The sequence below is a fragment of the Seonamhaeicola sp. MEBiC01930 genome, from assembly GCF_045277075.1.
Classification (GTDB): domain Bacteria; phylum Bacteroidota; class Bacteroidia; order Flavobacteriales; family Flavobacteriaceae; genus Seonamhaeicola.
Genome location: NZ_CP104270.1, coordinates 673213 through 697489, shown reverse-complemented (window position 1 = coordinate 697489; position 24277 = coordinate 673213). Strand labels below are relative to the sequence as shown.

Sequence of the window (24277 nt, the reverse complement as noted above, 5' to 3'; positions counted from 1 at the left end):
AAAAACTAAGAATGAGTTTATCAGTAAAATTTAGAGTTATTATATCGTTTGTTAGTTTGGTAAGTTTTTCAGTTGTTCAAGCTCAAGAAAAACCAAACATCATTATTCTTTTTGCCGATGATTTAGGCTATGGAGATTTGGGGTGCTATGGTGCTCAGGATGTACAAACCCCCAATATTGATGGGTTGGCTAGTCAAGGCTTACAATTTACAGATTTTCAGGTAGCATCCTCAGTTTGTAGTCCGTCAAGAGCAGCGTTGCTAACAGGACGTTATCCTATGCGAAACGGTTTTCCTGTAGCTCAAGGTAAAATAGAAAAGCACAAAGATTACGGCTTACACCCCGATGAAATGACCATTGCAGATGTATTGTTGAAGCAAGATTATGCCACCATGGCCATTGGAAAGTGGCATTTAGGATTTAATAAAGGCCATCAGCCAACGGATCATGGGTTTCAACGGCATTATGGCTTGCAATCCAATTGGCATACAAAGCATCCAGATTTAGATGATGTCTACTACAACGGAAAAGTGGTAAAAGAAAACGTGCCTTTTGAATCACTAATTAGCGATTATACAGATAAAGCTATGGAGTTTGTTACCGAAAATGATCGCAAAAAGAAACCGTTCTTTCTCTATTTAGCTTATCATTCGGTACACTCGCCCATTCAACCAAGTAAGGCCTTTATAGGAACTTCCAAAGGAAGCTTGTACGGAGATTATGTTCAGGAGTTGGATTTTTACGTAGGGAAACTAACCAAGACGCTTTCAGAAAAGGGAATGGATAAAAATACCATCGTTGTTTTCTTATCAGATAATGGACCCGCTATTTGTCATTTTGGAGGTTCTGCAGGCCCTTTAAACGGCGGGAAATATACGACCATGGAAGGTGGTTTCCGTATTCCGGCCATCATCAAATGGAAAGGGAAATTTGCTTCGGGAGTTAACGATACATTTTTATCGTCAATGGACTTATTTCCAACCTTAACATCAATAGCAGGAGCAGAACTTCCAAGTGGCAGAACTATTGATGGGAAAAATATTTTGGATATTTTAAAAACAGGTAAAGGAGTATCACCACACAAGTATGTGTATTACTATAACGGAATCAATCTACAAGCTATTAGAAAAGGAAAATGGAAATTGCATTTATCTAGAACTTCTGAAGATCAGCCATTTTGGTCTAAAAACAAGAATGAAAAACCCTTTGGAGGGAAAAACTTAAAGAATATTGGGTGTAAAGGGTTAATTGCTTTAAAGCGTCCGTTGTTATTTAACTTAGATTTAGATATGGGTGAATTGACTGATATATCACAAAAACACCCTGAAATAGTAAAAGAGTTGCTGCAAGAAGCAGAAAAAGTAAGAAAAGAATTAGGAGATATTGATGTGATTGGAACAGACCAAAGAGTTCCTCCGTTTAAGAATATTCAAGAAAAACACTAAGATTATAAATATTTTAAACTATGAATTTACAATTTAGCAAGTTGCCACTAAACATTTTAGGAGTTTTTGCATTTCTATTATTAAGTTGTGGACAATCAAAAACAACAGAGCAGGATAGGTTACCTAACGTAGTTTATATTTTGGTAGACGATTTAGGCTATGGTGATATTGGTTGTTACGGTGCAACAAAAGTGAAAACACCAAATATTGATAAACTAGCAAGCGAAGGAAAAATATTTACAGATGCACATTCGGCTTCTGCAGTCTGTACACCTTCACGTTATGCATTACTAACTGGTCAATATCCAGTAAGAGGGAATCATGGAAAAGGTATTTGGGGACCAGCACGAGTTACTTCAAAATTATTAATTGAGACAGAACAATTAACCATTGCCGATGTATTTAAAAATAAGGGTTATTCAACAGCAGCATTGGGAAAATGGCATTTAGGTTTTGGTGTTGAAGAAAACGATTGGCAAGAACCTTTAAGTCCAGGTCCCAACGATTTAGGGTTTGATTATTATTATGGAGTGCCAGTTGTGAATAGTGCGCCGCCTTATGTATATGTTGAAAATACACATGTGGTAGGAGGAGATTCTGAAGACCCTTTGGTTTTTGTAGGCAGAGGAAAAAACAAAGAAGTAACTCCAATTACACCTATTCCTCCGGAAGCATCGCAGAGAACACAAAACATGTTTAAAGGAGCTGTTGAAGCTCATAAATTGTATAATGATTATACAGTAGGTCAAGTGTTGGCGGGTAAAGCAGTAGATTGGATTACAGAAAAAACTACTGGTGAAAAACAAGATCCATTTTTCTTATACATGGCAACAACACATATTCATCATCCTTTTACTCCAGGAACCAATTTCCAAGGGAAAAGTGATGCAGATCTGTATGGCGATTTTATCCAAGAATTAGATTGGATGGTAGGTCAGGTGTTATCAACCTTGGAGAAGCAAGGAGTGGGTAATAATACCTTGGTGGTTTTTACCAGTGATAATGGTGCTATGTTGAATTTAGGCGGACGTAATGCTGTCAAAGCAGGGCATAAAATCAACGGTGATTTATTAGGGTTTAAATTTGGAGTTTGGGAAGGTGGACATAGAGTTCCTTTTATTGCCAAATGGCCAGGTAAAATTAAATCTGGTACAGTATCAGATCAATTAATATGTAATGTAGATATGTTGGCTACGTTTATGGCGGTTACAGGACACGATTCTAGTAGTATAGAAAATTTAGACAGTATGAATGTATTACCTGCGTTTATTGATAATCCTAGTGAACCCATTCGAGACGAATTACTTCTTGCTCCACATAAGTCTACACATTTATCACTTCGTAAAGGAAAATGGATGTACATTCCCTCTAAAGGAAGTGGCGGATTTGGAGGGTCTAAACCGCACCACCACGCATGGGGTGGAGCAGCAGCTGTAAATTTTGTAGGCGGAAAAAATAGCGAAATGGAAAACGGAAAACTAAAGGAAGATGCACAGGAAGCCCAATTATACAATTTGGAAGAAGACAAGTATCAAACAACAAATGTGTTTAGTCAATACCCAGAAGTAGTAGAGGAAATGGAAGATATTCTAAACACTTATAGACCTAAAAAAACTAAATAAACATGAAAAAATCACTTGTTAAAAAATTAGGAGCCCTAATACTTACATTTGGATTAATGATTTCCTGTAACACAAAAAAGAAATCTGAAAAAGAAAATGAAACTTCTGATATTCAACAATATAAAGGAGTATCTGTTGTAGGGACAACTTACGGAGATGATGTCAGTTTTATGAAAGATTACATCGAATTGATTGAGCTCACAGATAACTCTAACCAATCTAAAGTTGCAATATCTGCTGCACTACAAGGTAGAGTTATGACCAGTAGCGCTTTTGGTGAAAACGGAAGAAGTTATGGGTGGATTAATCGTGAATTATTCAAATCACAGGATACTTTAGACCACATTAATGTATTTGGTGGAGAAGAACGTTTTTGGCTAGGGCCAGAAGGTGGGCAATACTCCATTTTTTTTAAAAAAGGGAGTGTGTTTACTTTAGATGATTGGTATACGCCAAAGTTAATTGATTTAGAACATTTTGAGGTGAAATCCGTTTCGTCTAAAAAAGTGGTGTTTACAAAAAAAGCATCTTTGAAAAATTATTCAGGTTTTCAGTTTGATATGGGAATTAAAAGAGAAGTTTCCATTCTATCTAAAACTGAAATACAAGAAAATTTAGGGCTATCAGCATTGTCAGATAATGTAAAATCTGTGGCTTACCAAACAACCAATACATTAACCAATATTGGAGAACATGCTTGGGAAAAAGATACTGGTTTATTGTCTATTTGGTTGTTAGGAATGTTAAATCATTCTCCAAACACAACTATCATAGTTCCTTATGTACAAGGAGATGAGGCTGAGTTAGGAGCTGTTGTAAACGATGCCTATTTTGGAAAAGTTCCTTCAGATAGATTAGTGGTAAAAGAAAACGTTGTCTATTTTAAGGGTGATGGAGAATACCGAAGTAAAATAGGGTTAACGCCGCAGCGCGCAAAAGATATTGCTGGTTCTTATGATGACAAAAATGGCATATTAACTATTGTAAAATACAATAAGCCTAGAGGCGTTTCGGACTATGTTAATTCTATGTGGGAAATACAAAATGAACCTTATAGTGGTGATGTGGTAAACGCTTATAACGATGGTGCTCCAGAACCGGGAGCTAAACCTTTAGGACCTTTTTATGAGTTAGAAACATCGTCTCCAGCATTAGCTTTAAAAGCTGGTGAAAGCGGAACACATATTCAAACAACTTTTCATATAGAGGGGGATGAAGAAACATTAAACCCAATTATTGAAAAGCTTTTTGGAGTTAGTATCAACGAGATAAAAACAGCATTTAATTAAATTACATCAAACAAATGAATAAATTTAAAAGTTTAGTATTATTAGGTGTTAGTGTCTTAATCTTAGTTTCTTGCAAATCAGAAATAAAGGAAGAAAAAGTAACGTTGCCTTATGACGGAACTTGGGAATCACTCCAGAAAATGCCCGTTCCGGATTGGTTTAATGATGGTAAGATTGGAATTTTTATTCACTGGGGACCTTACAGTGTTATAGGTCACCGCAAGGGCGGAAGAGGTTATGCAGAGCATGTTCCTAAATTGATTTATAAGGATTCATCCTATTATTACCCTTATTTAAGAGAACGTTGGGGAGCAGCTCCACCTGAATTGGGGTATAAAGATATCATTCCAGAGTTTAAAGCAGAAAATTGGGACCCAGAAGCATGGGCAGAATTGTTTGCTGAAGTGGGTGCGCAATATGTTGTGTTAACTGCAGAACATCATGATGGTTGGGCAAATTGGGATTCTGATTTAACACCTTGGAATGCTATGGATAAAGGTCCAAAGAGAGATTTGGTTGGAGATTTAGGTAAAGCTGTTAAAGCCAAAGGTTTAAAATATGCACCTTCTTACCATAGAGAACGTCATACCAGTTTTTTTACAACAAAACAGTACAAGGTTCATACAGAACCCCATGCCGATATTTTAGAAGAAATTAAAAGAAATCCCGAGGCATCATCTTTATACGGACCTTTTGGGTTTAGTAAAGAAGCCGTAGATGAGTATGTGGCAAGATGGAAAGAGATTCAAGAGAAATACCAACCTGATTTTTTATGGGTTGATGACATACCAATCTTTACTAGAGATGGGAACAACACTCAGGTAGAACCTAAAGTGTTTAAACCAGAAATTCAATATTATTATGGCCAGTGCAGGTTGATGATTACTGATTTTATGAACAATGGAGCTCAGAATAATCAAGAGGTATATGTTAACAATAAAGGGAAAAATCGTAATTGGCCAGACGGTATTGGTTGTTTGGAAAAGGATAACTTAAAGCTGAAAGTAATTGGTCCAAAATGGCAAAGTTGTACAACTTTTGGAACGTCGTTTGGGTATTTAGAAAATGATAAATATAAGACCGTTGAAAGTGTTATTCATGAAATGGTAGAAGTTATAAGCAGAAATGGAAACTTCTTAATCAATATTGGTCCTAAGGCTGATGGTACCATTGTTCCTGAACAAGAAGAACGATTAATAGCCATGGGGAAATGGTTAAAGATTAATGGTAAAGCTATTTATGGAAGTCGTTATTGGAAAGAAAACCATCAAGCAAATGGAAATTTAGCTTTTACAACCAATGGAAAAACACTGTATGCCATTGCATTAGAAAAACCAGTTGATTCTTTTTTAATTGATTCAACCAAAGGATGGACTCAGGAGGATGTTTTATCAGTTAAATTATTGGGTTCAGAGGAGGATATAACATGGAAAATAACTCCTGAAGGTTTAGAAATTACACCTCCAAAGAATTTGGGAGAAAGCCAATACGCATGGTCTTTTGAAATTGAAACCAATACCAATCAGCATAAGCCAAGTGCAATACAAACTGATGCTAGTAAGGCTTTGCAAGGGACAAAAAAAGTGGATTTAGAAGGAAATCATTAATAATTCAAAGTGAATTATAAGTTCAATATAAATGAAGAACAGAAAACAAAATAGCAAGAAATTTATGGTTTTAAGAGTGATTGTAGTCACATTTTTGTTAAACCTATGTTTTACCCAAAATACGTTTGCACAATTTAACAGCTCAACTAAAGTAGTTGGTTGGGTGACAGATGCTGAAGATAATCCATTGGACGGTGTGACCATTGAAGCCAATGGAGAAGGTGCCAAAACTAAATCAGATGGGAGATTCGAATTAAAGTTGCACAAATCCCATAACAAGAATATTGAAGTTAGTATTTCTAAATTGGGCTATAAGAGGCAAACAATTAAGGTAAATACTTCAAAATCTAAAAAGGAGTTAAAAATTCAATTGATTTCTGATGGTAATTCATTGGCTAAGTATCAAATTGAGAAGGTACGCATAGAGCCTGAAGTATTGGCTACCATGCAAGAAAAATGGGGTAATGATTTTGTTCATGCAGAATACCCAAAACAATATTTAAACAATGTAATTACCCTTAATCCAGGTGATGATGTTCAGGTCGCTATTGATAAGGCAAATAAAGATGGAGGCGGAATTGTGTTTTTAACAGAAGGTGTTCATACTGCTGATAATTTAAAAATTAAAAGTAAGGTAACCCTTTGTGGTGCCGGACGCGATAAAACTGTTTTAAGGCATGTTGGAGAAGGACACTTTATGAGTCAGGCTGAGAAGAAGTTGACCGATGTTGTGTTTAAAGATATCACACTACGAGGTGGAGAAAATACTAAAAGTGGGCTGGGTTTACGAGGGCAAAATGACGATAGACACGAACGGTTTATGTGGCAAAATGTAAATATTACTGGTATCAACTCCCATGGTATAGGTATTAGCCGCGTGAATCATATAATTATGGATAATAGCCATTTTCAGAGCAATGGCCTTAAAGGTAGTCTTCATCATAATGTATATTTTTTATTTGTGAGTTATGTGTTACAATCAGATTGTGATATGTCTAATCCCGCCGAAGGAAAATCTAATAAATATACTTCTACCTCACATTTGCTTACACAACGATGTGTCATGAAAAACGGAAAAGGGAATGGTATTCAGGCAGATAATGACCAAGGTGGTTATTTGTTTTTTCACAAACATCATTTGTCTGGCTTTGCACGTGTAGCCATGTGGTTTCCTTGTGAAGAATATTACAATAAGTTTCAGTACACAGAAGACCCTAAATGGGTACCTCAAAACGTTGTTTTAAATCGTTGTGAAGTTATTAATAATGGGTATGGAGCTATGTGGAGAGTGGTTGGAGGTAAATCTAGCGTAATCAATAGCCACTTTGATAATGATAAGTTAGATATGGGCTTATTAAAATGTAAGGTAGAAATGGATGAAAATAGTGTTTTTAAGAAAGGAAATGAATCTTATGATGATGTAAAAGAATGGCCAAAGAACTTAAAACTTTTGGGGTAGGTTAATGGTGTTAGACAAATTACAAAATGAATAAATGTTCATGAAAAATTTAAAGAATATAATAGCCCTTTTGCTTATAACTTTTATGTTTTATTCCTGTTCCAAACAAAAGAACCCTAATATCATATTTATTATGGCTGATGATTTGGGTTGGCAAGATGTAGGTTTTATGGGTAGTAATTGGTTTGAAACTCCCAATTTAGATGCTTTGGCCAAAGAAAGTTTGGTGTTTACAGATGCTTATATGTACCCAACATGTTCACCTTCAAGAGCGGCTTTATTAACAGGAAAACATTCTTTTAGAACGGGCGTTTATACTGTGCCTGTATTAGAAAAGGGAGATAATAAGCACAATATATTTTCACGTTGGACAGTTGGCTTGGAACATACCATGTACGCCCAACCCTTAAAGGAAGCAGGTTACAAATCCATTCATTTAGGTAAATGGCATGTGGTAGGACCAAACCCAAAAGAAGAAACAAATTATCCGTTTGAAAAACCGTTGAGACAACCTGCAAACGGAAATTTAGATTGGTTACAAGAACATAAGTCGGCAGAAATTCAACAGTATTATCCAATAGGAAAAGGTTTTGACGAAAATGTTGGAGGTACGTGGTGGGGAGACCCTGCTAGGGGTTATGAAAAGGGGTATCGATCTGAAAGTGGTGGATATAAAGCACCTTTTAAAAACCCTTTTATTAATGATAAAAAGGATGACGAATGGTTAACAGATAGATTAACTGATGATGCGATAGATTTTATAAAGCGAAATAAAAACGGGCCATTTTTTGTAAACCTCCATTATTACGCCCCGCATAGACCAACGGTTCCAAGAAATAAAGAACAATACCAGAAATTTTTAAACAAGACTCCAGATTCTATTACAGGACAAGGTGAAAAAGGACTAGAGGAAATAGCTGGTTACGCTACTATGATTGCTTCGATTGATGACAACGTAAAACGCATTTTCGATTATTTGGATGAACAAGGTTTAAGAGAGAATACCATTGTTGTTTTTACTTCGGATAATGGGGTTAATGGTTTGCAAAGTAATACGAATAGCTTGAGAGGAAATAAAGGAACTATATACGAAGGAGGCATTAGAGTGCCAGCTTTTGTAAACTGGAAAGGAAACATTGAGGCTGGAACGTCTAAAGTTCCTATTTGCGGAATGGATTATTTTCCAACGTTTTTAGACCTGGCACAAATAAAAAATTATAACGGTGTTTTAGATGGTACATCTATTCTTCCCATTATAAGGAAAGAACCTTTTACAGAACGTTCCCTTTTTTGGCAATTGTCGAGCAACACTTACAAGAATCAACCTTGTTCCATTATTAGAAAAGGTGATTGGAAATTGATTCAATTTTTGAATGATGGTAAAGTAGAGTTGTACAATTTAAAAGAAGATTTAAAAGAAGAGCATAATTTGGCTCTAACAGAATTAGAAATAAAAGCAAACTTGATAAATGAGCTTGTGGATTGGAGAAAAAAGAATCGTGTGCCACTACCACCAGCTTCAAACTTAAATTTTTAAAATATGAAAAAAGGTATTCAAATATTACTGTCCATAATTTTCTTGGTATTCATGTATTCATGTAGAGATAGCAATACAAAAGATAATACTTTATTAAATAGTTCTAACGAAAATAAAAAAGCACCAAATATCATATATATTTTGGCGGATGATTTAGGCTATGGTGACTTAAGTTGTTACGGACAAAAAAACTTCAATACGCCTAACATTGACAAATTAGCTTCAAACGGTATGTTGTTTACGCAACATTATTCAGGAAGTACGGTTTGTGCACCATCAAGGTCTGCTTTACTTACTGGATTGCATACTGGTCACACAGCAATTAGAGGAAATAAAGAGGTAAGACCAGAAGGACAACACCCTTTGCCAGATAATACTTTTACTATAGCAAAACAATTGAAAAAAGCTGGTTATGCAACTGGAGCTTTTGGTAAATGGGGTTTAGGATTTCCAGGGTCTGATGGCGACCCTTTAAATCAAGGGTTTGATACTTTTTTTGGGTATAATTGTCAACGCCAAGGGCATCATTATTATCCATATCACCTATGGTCTAATAAAGACTCAATTATGTTACAGGAAAATTCAGGATTAAAGAAAGGGTTATATGCGCCAGATTTAATCCATAAAAAAACATTGGAGTATATTGAATCTAATAAAAACCAACCTTTCTTTTTATATGTGCCTTCAATTATACCTCATGCTGAATTAGCTGCCCCAAAAGAAGAGCTTAAGAAGTATAGTGGGAAATATCTCCCCGAAAAAAGTTATAAAGGTTTAGATTCTGGGAAAGGATATAGACGGGGAAAATACGAATCGCAAGCTGAATGTCATGCCGCTTTTGTAGCAATGATAAAATTATTGGATAAACAGGTAGGTGAAATAGTATCAAAGGTTGAAGAATTAGGGCTTTCAGACAATACAATAATAGTTTTTACTTCAGATAATGGTCCACATAAAGAGGGTGGTGCAGATCCTGAGTATTTTGATAGTAATGGTGAGTTGAAGGGGTTTAAAAGGGATTTGTACGAAGGAGGAATTAGAGTGCCAATGATTGCTTCATGGCCTGGGTATATTAAATCAAATACAACTTCTAATCACATTTCTGCGTTTTGGGATGTGTTTCCTACTTTTTCCGAACTAGCTGGTTTAGAAGTTCCTAAAAACCTAGATGGAATTTCATTCTTGCCTGAACTTATGGGGAATAATAATAATCAGAAAAAGCACAATTATTTATATTGGGAATTTCATGAAAGAGGTGGTCGTCAAGCTGTAAGGATGGGTGATTGGAAAGCAGTTAGATATAATGTTTTAAAAAATCCAGAAGCACCATTAGAGCTATATAACCTTTCTAATGATATTGGCGAAAAAAACAATTTATCTGAAAAGCACCCCGAAATAGCTGGTGAAATGAAATTAATTATGACCGAAGCAAGAACACATTCTGAAATATTTACTTTTGGAAATGTATCGTTTAAAGGGAATTAGCTTCACAGTCTACTACAGATAATTTTAGTAGGTACTGGAATTCTTTAATAAATGTATTCAAAAGAGATAAGGTGCAAATACAGCAAGCTTATAATAAATAATAACTAATTAAATGAAAATAATTTTAAGAATAGTACTTCTTATTTTACTAAATAATCAGCTAATATTAGCTCAAGAAAGCAAAAAGAGTATATCTCAAATTAGACCTTGGGAAGACCCTCAGGTTTCGGGAATTAATAGATTGCCAGCCAAAGCTACTTCTGTGTCCTATTCTAATTTAGAATTGGCCAAAAAAGCAAATATGAGTAAATCATCTCGATTGAAATCTTTAAATGGAGATTGGAAATTTTCTTGGTCTGAAGTTCCTGAGAAAGCACCAAAAGATTTTTATAAAACCGATTACATTTCAGTAGATTGGAAAACCATACCAGTGCCTGCCAATTGGGAATTGGAAGGTTACGGAACCGCAATTTATACAAATATTACTTATCCTTTTGTTCCTGTAGAGCCCCCGTTTACTCCGGAAAATGATAATCCTACAGGGTGTTATTTAACTTCTTTTGATGTTCCTGAAGAATGGAAAGATATGCAGATTACTTTAAGTTTTGGAGGTGTAAGTTCTGCCTATTATGTTTGGCTCAATGGTAAAATGCTAGGATATAGTGAAGATAGCATGCTTCCTACTCATTTTGATGCTACTCCGTATTTACAAGAAGGGGAAAATAAGTTAGCTGTAAAAGTTTTTAGATGGAGTGATGGTGTGTATTTAGAAGATCAGGATCATTGGAGATTAAGTGGTATTCATAGAGATGTTTATTTAACTGCCGCTCCAAAAGTTCAGCTATATGACTTTTTTGTGAAAACCGATTTAGATGAAAATTATAAAGATGCAGAGTTACAAATCCGCCCTAAGATTAAAGTGTTTAACAATGCTTCCTTAGAAGGTTATATTTTGGAGTCTATGTTGTTTGATGCTGATGGAAATTCTGTGATAGACCAACCGTTGACTATCAAAGCAAAAAAAGTATATGAGGAAAAATACCAACAAAGAGGAAAGCCTGATTTTGCTATGTTAAAGGCTACTATTAAAAACCCAAAAAAGTGGAGTGCTGAACATCCAAATTTATACACCTTGGTTTTTACTTTAAAAGATAAAAAGGGAAGCGTTGCAGAGACAAGAAGTGTTAAAATTGGTTTTAGAGAAGTTGAATTTATAGATGGGGAATTGTTTGTAAATGGAGAATCAACGTTAATGTATGGTGTAAATAGACATGATCATAGTGCGATTACAGGAAAGGTGGTTTCGGAAGAATTGATGTTGCAAGACATTTTATTAATGAAGAAATTCAATATCAATGCGGTTAGAACCTCTCACTATCCTAATAACGAAAAATGGTATGAGTTGTGTGATGAATATGGAATTTATCTTATGGATGAAGCTAATTTGGAAACACATAATATTGGCGGGAAGCTTAGTAATGATGCTGCTTGGTCTAATGCGTTTTTGCAAAGAGCTATTAGGATGGTTGAGCGTGATAAAAACCATCCATCAGTAATTTTCTGGTCTTTAGGAAATGAGTCAGGTTCTGGGTTTAACCATGCAACCATGGCAAATTGGATGAGAAGCTATGATGATACCAGAACGGTACATTATGAAGGTGCACAAACCACAGGAGGGAAACATAAAATTGAAGATGAAATTTTTATGGACCCTAATTATGTTGATATGATTAGTAGAATGTACAATCCTATAGATTATATGGTTAAAATGGCGAATTTTAAAGATGATGGCAGACCTGTTGTTTGGTGTGAATATGCCCACTCAATGGGGAATTCTACTGGGAATCTTTTTGAGTTTTGGGACGCTATTAGAGCAAATAAAAGAATGTTTGGAGGTTATATTTGGGATTGGGTAGATCAAGGTTTATTACAAAAAACAGATGATGGAGAAGAATATTTTGCTTTCGGGGGAGATATGGGAGATACTGCAATTAACTCAGGGAACTTTTGTTTGAATGGTATTGTAGACCCAATAAGAAAACCAAAGCCTGCTTTATGGGAATGTAAAAAAGTATTTCAACCTATAGAAATTACTACCAAAGATATTTTAAGCGGTTGGGTTGAGGTTAAGAATACACATGATTTTACCAATCTAAATCAGTTTGAGATATTATTTGAATTACAAAAAGATGGCGTTACTATAAAAGAGGAATTAGTGAATCCAGTTAATGTGCTTCCTAATCAATCGGAAAAAATCAAGATTCCTTTCAAGTTATCAAAACTAAAAATAGGTTCTGAGTATTTTGTAAGAGTTGGTTTTAAATTAAAACAAGCTACAAAATGGGCTAATAAAGGACATGAAATTGCCTGGGAACAACTTCCAGTTTCAAATGCTAAGAAATCATCTGAAATAGATTATTCGAAAACCTCTAAATTAATAGTAGACAATTCTGGAGAGTCCACCCAAATAAAAGGAAAAGGTTTTGTAATTGGGTTTAATAGTAAAACAGGTGCGTTAGAATCTTATAATTTTAAGGAGTATGAATTGATTCATGGAGCATTGATTCCGAATTTCTGGAGACCTATTACTGATAACGATAGGGCAGGAGCCAGAACGCCTAAATTATTGAAAGTTTGGAGAAATGCCCATAAGAATAAAAACTTAGAGTCTTTTAAAGTAAAACAAATCAAAGAAAATCAAGTGGAGGTTGCAACGAGTTATTTGTTAAAAGATGTAAACTCCATGTTGAAATTGAAGTATACAATTTTCGGTGATGGAACTATAGAGGTAAGTAATACTTTAAATATTGATGAAGCTACTAACTTGCCAATATTACCTAAATACGGCATGCAAATAGAAATTCCAAAAACTTATGATGTTTTTACTTATTATGGAAAAGGGCCTCACGAAAATTATATTGACAGAAGTTTATCTGCTGATGTAGGTTTATACACAGAATCGGTATCCAATGACTATCACATGTATATTCGTCCACAGGAAAGTAGCAACAAAACAGAAGTGCGTTGGTTTAGTTTAACTAACAAAAACGGCAATGGTATTAAGGTGTCTGGATTATCGGCAAATTTAAGTGTTAGTGCATGGCCTTATACTGCAAAAGATATTGAGGATGCTTTACATACTTACGACCTGGAAAAAAGAGGGTTTATAACGCTTAATATAGATCATAAGCAAATGGGCGTTGGTGGAGATGACAGTTGGTCTCAAAAAGCATTACCGCACGAACAATTTAGAGTTCCTGCAAAAGACTATAGTTATAGTTTTACAATAAAGCCAATGAATAATTAATTAATATACAGGATAAAATTTATTGAATAAATAGCTTTATCTATACTAGGGACAAAGATTTATTTGGATATTTTTGTAAGAAAGAAATCAAAAATATTATTCTGCCAAAATTGAAATATTATAAAAAACAAAATGAAAAACCAAAAAACTTTAATTGCCATTATAGTCACTTTAATAATGGTTGCAGCGTGTAAAACAAATCAAAAAGAACCACTTCAGGTGTCTGAAAATTGGATTATTGATTCTCAGGAGGATTGGACAAGAAGCATAACCAATCAAAATCATATTAAGATTGTTGATGGCAATTTAAGACCCACAGATAGTGTTGCAAGTTTTAAAAGTACGTTTAAAAAGTTTTCTAAAAAGCAAGCCCTAAGTTCTATTGCCGTTTCTCAATCTCCAGAATGGCTTAATTGGAAACCAGTATCAAATATTGGTCCTTCTAATTTGGCTGATGCTCCTGTGGCCTTGCAATTAGGAAAGGGAGATTATTGGATGTTTGGAAGATATAATGGAAGTCAAAAAAACGAAAAATTTAAAGCAGAGGTAGCTACTTTAGAAGGTTTCGAAATTCCACTAAAAACCACGCCTTTTAAAAACCAATATGACGCTCCAGGAGGTCTAAAATCTTCTTTAGGAGGTTATCATGCATGGCAAAGTAAGGATATGGTAAATTGGGTACATCATGGCCCTGTGTCCGAAAGTTTTTCAAAATGGGTTACTTCGGCAGAATATGTTGATGGCAAATTGTATTTGTATTACGATTTTCCAAACGATCAAGACCCGCACCTGTACATAGATGAAGATTTAACAGATGGTGTTCCTGGAAAAAATATGGGAATGGCTTTTAACGACCCTACACATGGCTCAGATTGTGCAATAATAAGAGATTTGGAAGGTGATTTTCATTTGATTGTTGAAGATTGGTCTCCTATTAATGCTTCCACTCATGCCTGGGATTCTCCTTTGGCGGTTCATGCTGTAAGTGCCGATGGTAAAGGCGGTTTTAAAACCTTAGTACCTCCAGTAGACGAACGAACCAAACCTACTGGGGAATTTGCGGAATATGTACATCCGCATTGGCATGCTGAGGCTCCAGATAGATTTCCTGCAAAAGTAGCTAAAGAGGATGTACCACAACATCGTGTAAAAAAGGGAGACAAAAAAGCTTATGCTAAATATGAAATACATGAGCCAGAGCAAAATGCTTATGGAGATTGGGCTTCAATTTCTATTGGTGGTCAATATTACTTATTTGCGGATTTTGATCCAGCAAATGGTCATGGAAGAAAGGATATGAGTGTAGCATGGTTTACTTCAGATGATATCAATAAACAGTTTACTTTTTGTGGTAATATTGGTCAAGGTCACCCAGATCCAGATATTATGTATGCTGAAGGTAAATTTTATTTGGTTACTCAGATGAACACAGATTATATTAGTGATGGTCCTTGGGTTGAAACAGTAGAAGTAAGAGCTGGTGTTGATACTACCAATGATGGTGAGTCTGATGAATGGAGTGATTGGAAGGTGGTAAAAGAGCAATATAATATAATTGAAGGTTTTTCTAAACAAATTGAAAGAACTCCTGCTCAACTAGATTTATCTGGTCTTCCAGAAGGTTATGGTTTTCAATTTGAAGTAAGAATAATAGATGTTACTCAGAATGAGTCTAAACCTATTATAGATAAAATAGTCGTAGAATTTTAGAAACAAAAAAAGGTGCTTCAATGTAAAGCACCTTTTTTATAAACTAAACATATTTAAATTAAACTACTTCTTAATTAGTTTTATAGAATTTATTCCATTAGCCGTTTTTATTTGAGCGAAATAAATACCAGCTGTTAATTGTGAAGCATTTAAAGTTGTTTCATTAGTGTTTGGTGATACATTTAGTACTTTCTTGCCTAAAGTATTAAAAACACTAATTGATTCAATAGCCTGATTTTGCGTTTTAATGGTCCAACTATCTTGAGTTGGGTTAGGATAAAAAATAAAGTTATTAAGATTGAAATCTTCTTTTGATAAAGTGGCAATTTGCTGGACATCATCAAAATAAAAAGTTGAGGTTGCCGTACCATCTCCTAAATTTCCTATGTCAAACATAAATACTAACTTATCATAAACGCTAGATCCTAAGGCTGAGAAATCCCAACTTAAGGTTTCCCATTGCCCAGTTACTTTTGTTGGAGTTGATAATTCTGAGGCTGAAGCTCCAGCCTGTTGTTCCAGTTTAATCTGTACTGAGGTACCAACTGGGGCATCGGTCCAAAGTCTTAAGGTGATGTACTTTTTATCCATAAAGTTTAATGGCTCGTTTAAGTTTAAATATGAGCCAGCCCAAACCTGACCGCCATCTCTAACTATTTTAGCCAAATTACTGCTTGTATTTCCAGTACTTTGTGGTGCGGAAATTGATTCTACTGTTGCTGTTCCGCCATCAAAATTGATAAAGTCTGCTGTTACGGGTGTTGTTTCAAAGTCAAACGGCAGACCGGTATTCTCTCCCGGAGGAGTACAGGCTACAGAATTATAACTAAAGCTCATACGTCCTATATTGACTTCCCCATTTGTAACCCCTAGTCTTAAAACATGGGTTCCTTCCGTTAAATCTATGGTTGCTGCCTTAGTGCTCCATGCGCCCCAGTCTCCTGTATAAGAAAAATTAATTTCTTGACTAACTTTAGTGCCATCAATTTCAAAGTAGATTGGGCCACCACCACCTGAATTTCCTGAGGCAAATCTTATACTTAGGTCATAGCACCCTGTAGTCTGTACATCAACCGTATATTCTAACCATTCTCCACCAGAAATCCAACCAACTGTATTTCCTTCTGAAACATCTGCCACAGCATCAACATATTCGGTTGGCCTAAAACCTCCTTGATTATCAATTGACGAATCGAAATAGGCTATGTTCTGAGCGTTTCCACCCTCAAATGCATCATAATGCCCTGCTTCAATAGTTCCTGGTATGATACTTGGTGAACCAGAGTAAGGGATTTGGTTTCCTATCTGGATGCTAATGGTATTGGTAACATTAAAATTAGTTCCAGAATACACTTTGGCGTACATGCTATGAACACCAAAAGGTAAGGCTCCCGTGTTAATTTCATAAGGTGCGGTAGTGTCTTCTCCAAGATGTGTGTTACCATTGTAAAATTCTACTTTGGTAATCCCGCTACCCATTGTGGTGGTAGTAAGGTTAACGCTATCATTTTCATTACCTGTATAAATATCAGAAGTTATAGTTCCTGAGACATTGATATCTTTACTCGTTGCCATTGAGTTAGGTGGTACATCAAGCATGAAGCTATCAGAGAACGTAATTGTAATAGGGGTGTTGGAATAATTATGTCCCACATAAGTTTTATCACCACTGTTATTAAATACCGCTGCTATAGGGTGATTAGCTGTTATTGAAGCGTCCAAATGTCCTAAAGCATTCATGGCATGCAACCAATGGTAGGTTTGCGCATCTGAGATACCAAATTTTAAATTTCTATCAGGGTCTGCATTGTACAACGAGATAGCTTCCTCAGGATCAAGAAAAGATAAATATTTCCATATTGTATCATGCCAAAGGTTAGGGTTGGTATCAGTGGCATCTAAGATGTTAGTATGTGTTTTTAGTTCGTCCCAAATTGTTTGAACGTAAGTAGTGTTTTGCCCTAGGTATAAAGAACCACCATGCATAGGGTAAAGTTCTATGCCATAAGATGCTGCAATATCAGAGGTCCAGAAGGTCCCATTGTCATAAGAGTTCCCCCAAACCCGCGAAACTAAACTATAGGGATGTGAAGGTTCGAAATTTCTTTCGTTCATATCAAACCAATATTCTTCAACGGCAGTTTGTTCGGTGGTATAAAGGTATATACCTAAATCCCTGATGGCATTATTTTTAGTAATGGTGCCCCAATGAATAAGAGACGAATTGAATTGCATACTTTCGGAAGTAGATTCTTGGTCATTACCCTGAGGAAAAGAAGCAAAGCCATTAGCCCAACAATGACCTGCGTAAGGGCTAAAATTTCTTAAAAATGGGAATTGGGTATCATTTCTGTTTGAAGAAGCGGCATCCCTAACTAGTAAGTTTACCATGTCTCCCCAATCATCCGCCCATCCTGGTTCAAACTGTTCCATAAATGCGGCCGCATGAATGAAATACCCCCAATGGAAATGGTGGTCATTGATGTTGTTGTCTTGTCCGTGTCCGGCGGGATATCCTAACATGGCGGACCAATCAGTATTGTAATAAAACAGAAATGCTACTTCACCTGACTGGTAGGTTAACCAATCTTCCAAACGTTCTTTAATCGTGGCTACCATTTTGTCCCTAGCAGCTGTATTACCCACTTGGTCTGCAATACGGGCTGTTTGAATCAGTCGATTCATTACTTGTCCTTCATTATAAGAGTCAGTCCACGTTGCTAATCCATCATTTTCTAATTGAGCTATTTTATTGTGTAATTCCGCTGGACTAAAACTGGCACTGTAATTGGCTAAATATGGTAAAGTTGGCAGAATACCTTTAAAGGTGTTTTCTACTTCAAAGGTATTGCCGTCCATTGTTTTTAAATCACCTCTAATAGAGCGGTAGGTGTAGCCACCTGGAGTGGCAGAGGCTGAAGCCAAATTATCCCACTGGTGTGGCAATAACCCCTGGAGTATATTAGTATTTGTAACCGAACCATCTTTAATATCAACGGTGGTGGTAAAGGTTGTATTGACCTTTGAAGTGGTTTCATTATAACTCCACGAGACTTCTGTGTTGGTGGGAAATACATAGGCATATTTCTTGTATTCGTTTGCAACGGTGGTGACATTAGATGCCGTTAATGGTAACATGGCGATAGACCAGTAATTATTGCCATTAAGCGTTGAAGTATATGTGTTACCAGTCTGTGTCCATGAACTTCCTACAGGCGCGTAAATTGCAAAGTCGCCTCCGTTTCTGGCATCTGTAACGGTTATCATTTCTCCAGAAATACTTACGGTACCTGAGTTTATAATAATAGATGCTGTTTCTAAATCATTCTTTTCAAAATAGATGAATGGCATGCCAATACCAGAGGTAGCATTAAAGCGGTCTCCCCAATTCATAGTAACTGTCCAGTCCGAATGGTCGGATACCGTAGTTTGATTTGCATTAAGTCCTTGTACACCAACTATAATAGGTTGAATGTCGTCTATAACACCCCAAGGAATATAAGTAACAACCAAACCGTTGTTAATTGTTTTCATAGTCATAGGGTAGTTGAAGAGGTTGCCGGCGTGGTCTTCTTTAACCAGTTTTGACCACCAATCATTAGTTGGTACTGGTTTTCCCAGGGCTGTACCGCTTAATTGGGGTGTGCCGGAAGGAAATCCGTTTCTGCCAGCTGCATCGGTTCCAGGGAACGTTGTTGTATAACTTCCATTTCCAATTGCTACTTGAGAGTGGGTTTTAAGGGTAAAGCCAAATATTAGGGCAATAAGGAGGCCTGATAATATACTATGTTTGGTATTCATCTGAATATTTTTAGGATTTGATGGTAAAAAAAGGTGCTCTTTAAAGCACCTTTTCTTTCATCAACTAAACATAAACAACATCTATTGTTTAATAAGTTTTATGCTATTAATACCAGAGTCTGTTTTAATTTGGGCAAAATATAAACCGGTTTTTAGGTTAGAACCATCTATTGCTGCTTGATTTCCATTAACGGCTAAGGATATGACATTTTTACCTAAAACGTCAAATACCTGTATAGACTCAATATTTTTGTTTTGTGTTTTAATGGTCCAGCTATCCCTTGTTGGGTTTGGATATGCTTTAAACGTGGTTTGTTCAAATGAGTCTATGCTAAGAGAAGCTTCTCCAAATTTAAGGTCATCAAAATAATATGTTTTGTTACTATTGGCAGTACCAAAATCGAAGAAGATAGATGCTTTGTTATATATCCAACCATTTGCTATTCCATTGGCGAGAGTTGCTGTTCCAGAAGCTTCATTGGAAAAATCAAATTCTAATACTTCCCATGCTCCAGCACTTGTAGTTAGTACTTCGGTTTCACATGTATGTGTATCATCGGCAGCATCTTCAATTTTCAATCTAACAGGAGTATTGGCATCTGGAGACCAAACACGTATGTTCATTTTAGAATCCGAGTTTGAAATTGGTATATTTGTAGCAAAACCGGCTGCAGTACCAATGGTGGTTCCCGCCCATGTTTCTGATACAGCACCTTTAATACTTTGAATTACCATATTTCCTGAATCAGTGGGGTCTACAACTAAGCTAGATGAATTTCCTCCAAAATCTGTAACCGCAAAATTGGTAGTAGAACCTTCAAAATCAACGGGTAAATCAATTTGTGCTAACCCTCCAGAGTTGTCAAATTGTTCAACGTCGTCAAAAAGAAATGTTGAAGTGGCTGTACCATCACCAGTAGAACCAAGATCAAAAAGAAAAACTAAAGCATCATAAGTGCCGGAAGCTGCTCCTGCAAAATCATATTCAATGGTTTCCCATGCATTAGTTACTGTTGTTACCCCTGGTATTTCTACATTAATTGCTCCGTTCGCGGCATCCTCAATTTTTAAAGTAACAGCTGTACCTATTGGTGCAGCAGTATACACTTTCATTCTAAGACCTTTATTGGTAGAGAAATCAAGTTTGCTATCTAGGACTATTTTACTTCCAGCCCATACTTGTCCACCATTTCTAATTAATTCCACTACAGTAGCGCTAGTATTTATACCCCCACTTTGTGGGTTAGCTTTAACAGTGGCTCCACCACCATCAAAATCAATAAAATCTCCTGTAACAGGGGATCCTTCAAAATCCATTGGAAGAGCTATTTGAGCGTATCCTATAGATACAACAAATAACATGCATAATAATGTAATTTTTTTCATAATAATTGTTTTAATGAATATTAGTTTTAGTTGTTTCTCAAAGATACACCTGTATATCTATTAAAATGCAATTTGTAGCCTATACAAAAAACATACATTGTTGAAAATGTAATGGGTTTGTATTTGTTATATATGATTTAAAAAACTGTAAATCAGGTTAATATGTATTTTTTGATAAGTTTTTTAGTCTGATGTAAATTTCAGTTTAATTGGTTTTGTTGTGGTGATGTTGTGGTGTTGTAATGGTGTTAAATGGAAAGATTTCAATATTAATTTTAAAAAGGACTAAACAATCTTGGTTTGAAAAAAGTAGTAATTGAATTTTTAATAAAAACTAAAAATTTTAGTTTCATTATTGTTGTTAGAGATAATGAATAATAAATTATTATCAGAAGATTTAATTTTATTAATGTTTCTAGAGTCATTTGGTACATAAAAACCGCTTTCTTTAGGTGATATGTATCTGAAATTATTTTTGCCATCACCCAAAAGTACGGTACCAAAGCCAGCATCATAACGAGTAGTTTCAACTTCAACTCCATAATGGTTGCCTACAGAAACTATATCTTTAAATCCATCTTTATTAATATCTACAATTGTAGATGATTTTAATGGAGATAATTGGGCTTGAATGGGTAATACTTTTCTTTTAAGGATACCAGAATCATTAATTAGAACAATGCTCTCGAAACTTGAAATCTCGTGAATTACAGCATTTTCTATCTTTTTATCTGGTAATATGTCATATAATTTGGAAGATGCAAAGCTGTGATAATCTTTGAATTTTTCGGTAACATAAGGCATTTGCTGACTTGTACACTCTCTGCCTCTTAGAGGAACATAATCTTCTTTATAAAATTTAGCTAAAACAATATCATTTGTTCCGTTATCATCAAAATCATTAGCATAAACCTTAAATGGATGCTCTACGGATGCCTTGAATTTATTGTTTTTTCCTAAATTACCAAGAATATAATCATCATCGCCATCATTATCTATGTCGTTTGCCGTAATAGACCACCATAATCCTTTGGTGCCTTTGTTTAATCCGAATTTTTCTGAGTTTAACTTAAACTTTCCTTTATCATTTTCTAATATAGTAACCGCCATCCATTCACCAACCAGAATTAGGTCTTGATCATCGTCATTGTCTATATCTGTGAAAACAGCATCTGTTACCATTCCTATGTTTTGTAAATCTGGTGCTACCGTATTTTGAACTTTTTTAAAGGTACCATTACTGTTATTAAGAAGAATATAACTAGTTGCCGGATGTGTGTATTTTCCTGAAATTAACCGAGTGCCAACAAATAGATCAAAATCTCCATCTTTGTCAACATCAGAAACCTTTACGCATTGAGAGCTTTCCTTTATGGGCGGTAAGTTTTTTAGGCCTTTATTAAAATTTCCATTACCATCATTAATGTATAAACGGTCTTGTAAATATTTGGAGCCTTGTTTGTATTCGCTTCCACCACTTGCAACATATAAATCAAAATCGTTATCCCCATCAATATCAAAAAAAACACACCCCAAATCTTCTGATAATTTATCGTCATTCCAAGGTTGAGAATTACTCTTTTCAAATTTACCCTTTTCATTTTGGATGTAAAGCACTCCTGATTGCCCCACAGCACCTCCAATGAATAGGTCCTCTAAATTATCTCCATTTACATCTGCCACGGCAGTAAAAGGTCCGTTTTGTGAAATGTTATGAGGTAAGAGTATTTCTTCAGTATATTCATCATAATTATTTTCATTATGTTGAAAATTAATTCCAAGAGCTGATGGGTTAGCTTCAAGAAGATATCCCTTTGAAAGGTTTTGCTTGGAATTAGCTGGTTCGGCTTTGTCGTATTTGACAATTAAAGTGCTATTGGCATCAACATTATCAAAAGTATTCTTCTTGCCATCTGGCCATACAACTTCTATGTTTTCAACTTCAACTTCTTTCCCAAGGCCAAAAAACAAACCAGGTTCAATAGATGAAAAATAACCTCTTGTTACTGTATTTACTGCTGTTTGTATAGAATTATTATAATGGATAGTTGCCTTTGCGCCATAACCAAATGTATTTTGTTTTGGACCATCAAAAACTAGTTTTAAGAAATTTCCTGTGGCCTTGTTTTTGTAAATAAAAGCTGGAGATCCCATGTTGTTTGTAACAACATCTAAATCACCGTCATTATCTAGATCGCCATAAGAAATACCATTAGAAAAACTTGGAGTGTTAAAAGTCCAATCTTTTGATACTTTTTTAAACTGCAAGTCTCCCTTGTTTTTAAACACATAATTGGGTAGAGGAGATGATGGTGCCAAATTGGTCATATTGAAAAATTCTTCAATTGTAATGTTTTCATCAACATTATTTAGGGCGTCCACAAAATCATTATTTCTAACATCTTTTGGAATACCATTAGATACCAAAATATCCTTTAAACCATCATTGTCTAAATCTACAATTAGTGAACCCCAACTCCAATCGGTTTTGCCAATTCCAGCTATATTTGCAACATCATAAAACCCAGAACGTCCTGAATTTATCTGTAATGTATTAAACATATATTGATAGTGGTCTCCCTTGTTAACAATTTTATTGAATTCTTCAGTACTCATTGATCCCATGTTAGTTTTGGATCTGTAATGATCTTCAGCAGCCATGTCTAAAGTTATCAAATCTATTAAGCCGTCATTATTAATATCACCAGTATCTGCTCCCATACTAAACCTTGATATATGCTTTAAATTTTTATCAATAACATTTTTAAAAGTGCCATCTCCATTATTATAGAGCATAAAATCAGGCTCGTCATAGTCATTGGTAACATATAAATCTGTCCATCCATCATTATTAAAATCGGTTGCACAAACAGCTAAACCATAGGCTAATCTTGGTTCAATACCTGCTGCACTGGAAACATCTTTATATCTACCGTTTTCATTTTTATAAAGTTTATCTGTATAATGTTTATATGTATCTTGATCTATGGAATAACGTTTAAAAAGTTTAGCATCAGGAGGTTGGTTTACTTGATACATATCTAAATCACCATCATTGTCCATATCAAAGAAAACAGCTTGAGTGGAAAATCCTGGATCAGCAAGACCATATTTCATTGCGGATTCAGTAAATGTTAAATCTTGATTATTTATATAGAGTTGATTTTTTCTATCCTCTAGGGACATAGATTCACCATTTCTACTTACATATATATCTAAATAACCGTCACTATTAACATCGGCCATGGTAACTCCCCATGACCAACCAGCGTTTATCGCAGCCTTTGATTTTTTAGTAATATCATCAAATTTAAATTCTCCTTTGTTTAAATAAAGTCTATCACTCACCTGATTACCGCAAAAGAAAATGTCTGGTAATTCATCATTATTAATATCTCCAATCGCAACTCCAGCACCATTGTAAATTTGACTATAAAAAAACATGTTTAATGTGGTTGATTCTTTTATGGAGTTGTTAAAGTTTACTCCAGTAATTTCCGGAGATAACAATTCTAAACCACCATTTAGGGTGTCTGGGTAAATATTTCTGTCTAACTTGGAGTTGCAGGACAAAAAGACCAGAATAATTAATATATATATAATTGACTTTCGATTAAACATGTATTAAA

Annotated in this window: 12 protein-coding genes; 9 read left to right on the top strand and 3 right to left on the bottom strand. The window is 35.3% G+C overall.

What is annotated here, in order from left to right; translation table 11 throughout:
* The first annotated feature begins 11 nt into the window (after window positions 1-11).
* The 9 genes from N1F78_RS02995 (at window position 12) to N1F78_RS02955 (ending at window position 15461) form a co-directional block, all read left to right on the top strand.
* Complete coding sequence (locus N1F78_RS02995) at window positions 12-1445, top strand: sulfatase (protein ID WP_406684712.1); 1434 nt, start codon at window positions 12-14, stop codon at window positions 1443-1445.
* A gap of 20 nt (window positions 1446-1465) precedes the next feature.
* Window positions 1466-3067, top strand: coding sequence for an arylsulfatase (locus N1F78_RS02990; RefSeq protein ID WP_406684711.1), 1602 nt, complete (start codon window positions 1466-1468; stop codon window positions 3065-3067).
* Between the two features lie 2 nt (window positions 3068-3069).
* Complete coding sequence (locus N1F78_RS02985; protein WP_406684710.1) at window positions 3070-4356, top strand: DUF6786 family protein; 1287 nt, start codon at window positions 3070-3072, stop codon at window positions 4354-4356.
* A gap of 14 nt (window positions 4357-4370) precedes the next feature.
* On the top strand, window positions 4371-5963 hold the full coding sequence (locus N1F78_RS02980) for an alpha-L-fucosidase (RefSeq protein WP_406684709.1): 1593 nt from the start codon (window positions 4371-4373) through the stop codon (window positions 5961-5963).
* Window positions 5964-5994: 31 nt separating this feature from the next.
* A complete protein-coding gene (locus tag N1F78_RS02975) occupies window positions 5995-7422 on the top strand; it encodes a carboxypeptidase-like regulatory domain-containing protein (protein ID WP_406684708.1) in 1428 nt (475 codons plus the stop codon).
* Window positions 7423-7462: 40 nt separating this feature from the next.
* Window positions 7463-8959 (top strand): sulfatase, encoded by a 1497-nt coding sequence (locus tag N1F78_RS02970; RefSeq protein WP_406684707.1) that lies wholly within the window; start codon window positions 7463-7465, stop codon window positions 8957-8959.
* 3 nt (window positions 8960-8962) lie between these two features.
* Window positions 8963-10444: an arylsulfatase gene (locus N1F78_RS02965; protein ID WP_406684706.1), complete on the top strand. Its 1482-nt coding sequence runs from the start codon at window positions 8963-8965 to the stop codon at window positions 10442-10444.
* A 112-nt stretch (window positions 10445-10556) separates the two neighbouring features.
* A complete protein-coding gene (locus N1F78_RS02960; protein WP_406684705.1) occupies window positions 10557-13751 on the top strand; it encodes a glycoside hydrolase family 2 TIM barrel-domain containing protein in 3195 nt (1064 codons plus the stop codon).
* A gap of 132 nt (window positions 13752-13883) precedes the next feature.
* Entirely contained in the window at window positions 13884-15461 is a 1578-nt protein-coding gene (locus N1F78_RS02955) for a hypothetical protein (protein WP_406684704.1), read from the top strand.
* 63 nt (window positions 15462-15524) lie between these two features.
* On the opposite strand, the gene N1F78_RS02950 is transcribed toward N1F78_RS02955, so the two are convergent.
* The 3 genes from N1F78_RS02950 to N1F78_RS02940 all read right to left on the bottom strand — a co-directional run bounded on the left by N1F78_RS02950 (window position 15525) and on the right by N1F78_RS02940 (window position 24269).
* Window positions 15525-19262: a glycosyl hydrolase gene (locus tag N1F78_RS02950; protein ID WP_406684703.1), complete on the bottom strand. Its 3738-nt coding sequence runs from the start codon at window positions 19260-19262 to the stop codon at window positions 15525-15527.
* Between the two features lie 81 nt (window positions 19263-19343).
* Window positions 19344-20648, bottom strand: coding sequence for a T9SS type A sorting domain-containing protein (locus N1F78_RS02945; RefSeq protein ID WP_406684702.1), 1305 nt, complete (start codon window positions 20646-20648; stop codon window positions 19344-19346).
* A gap of 324 nt (window positions 20649-20972) precedes the next feature.
* Window positions 20973-24269 carry a VCBS repeat-containing protein gene (locus N1F78_RS02940; RefSeq protein WP_406684701.1) on the bottom strand — a complete coding sequence of 1099 codons (3297 nt, stop codon included), beginning with the start codon at window positions 24267-24269 and terminating at the stop codon, window positions 20973-20975.
* Between the last annotated feature and the right edge of the window lie 8 nt (window positions 24270-24277).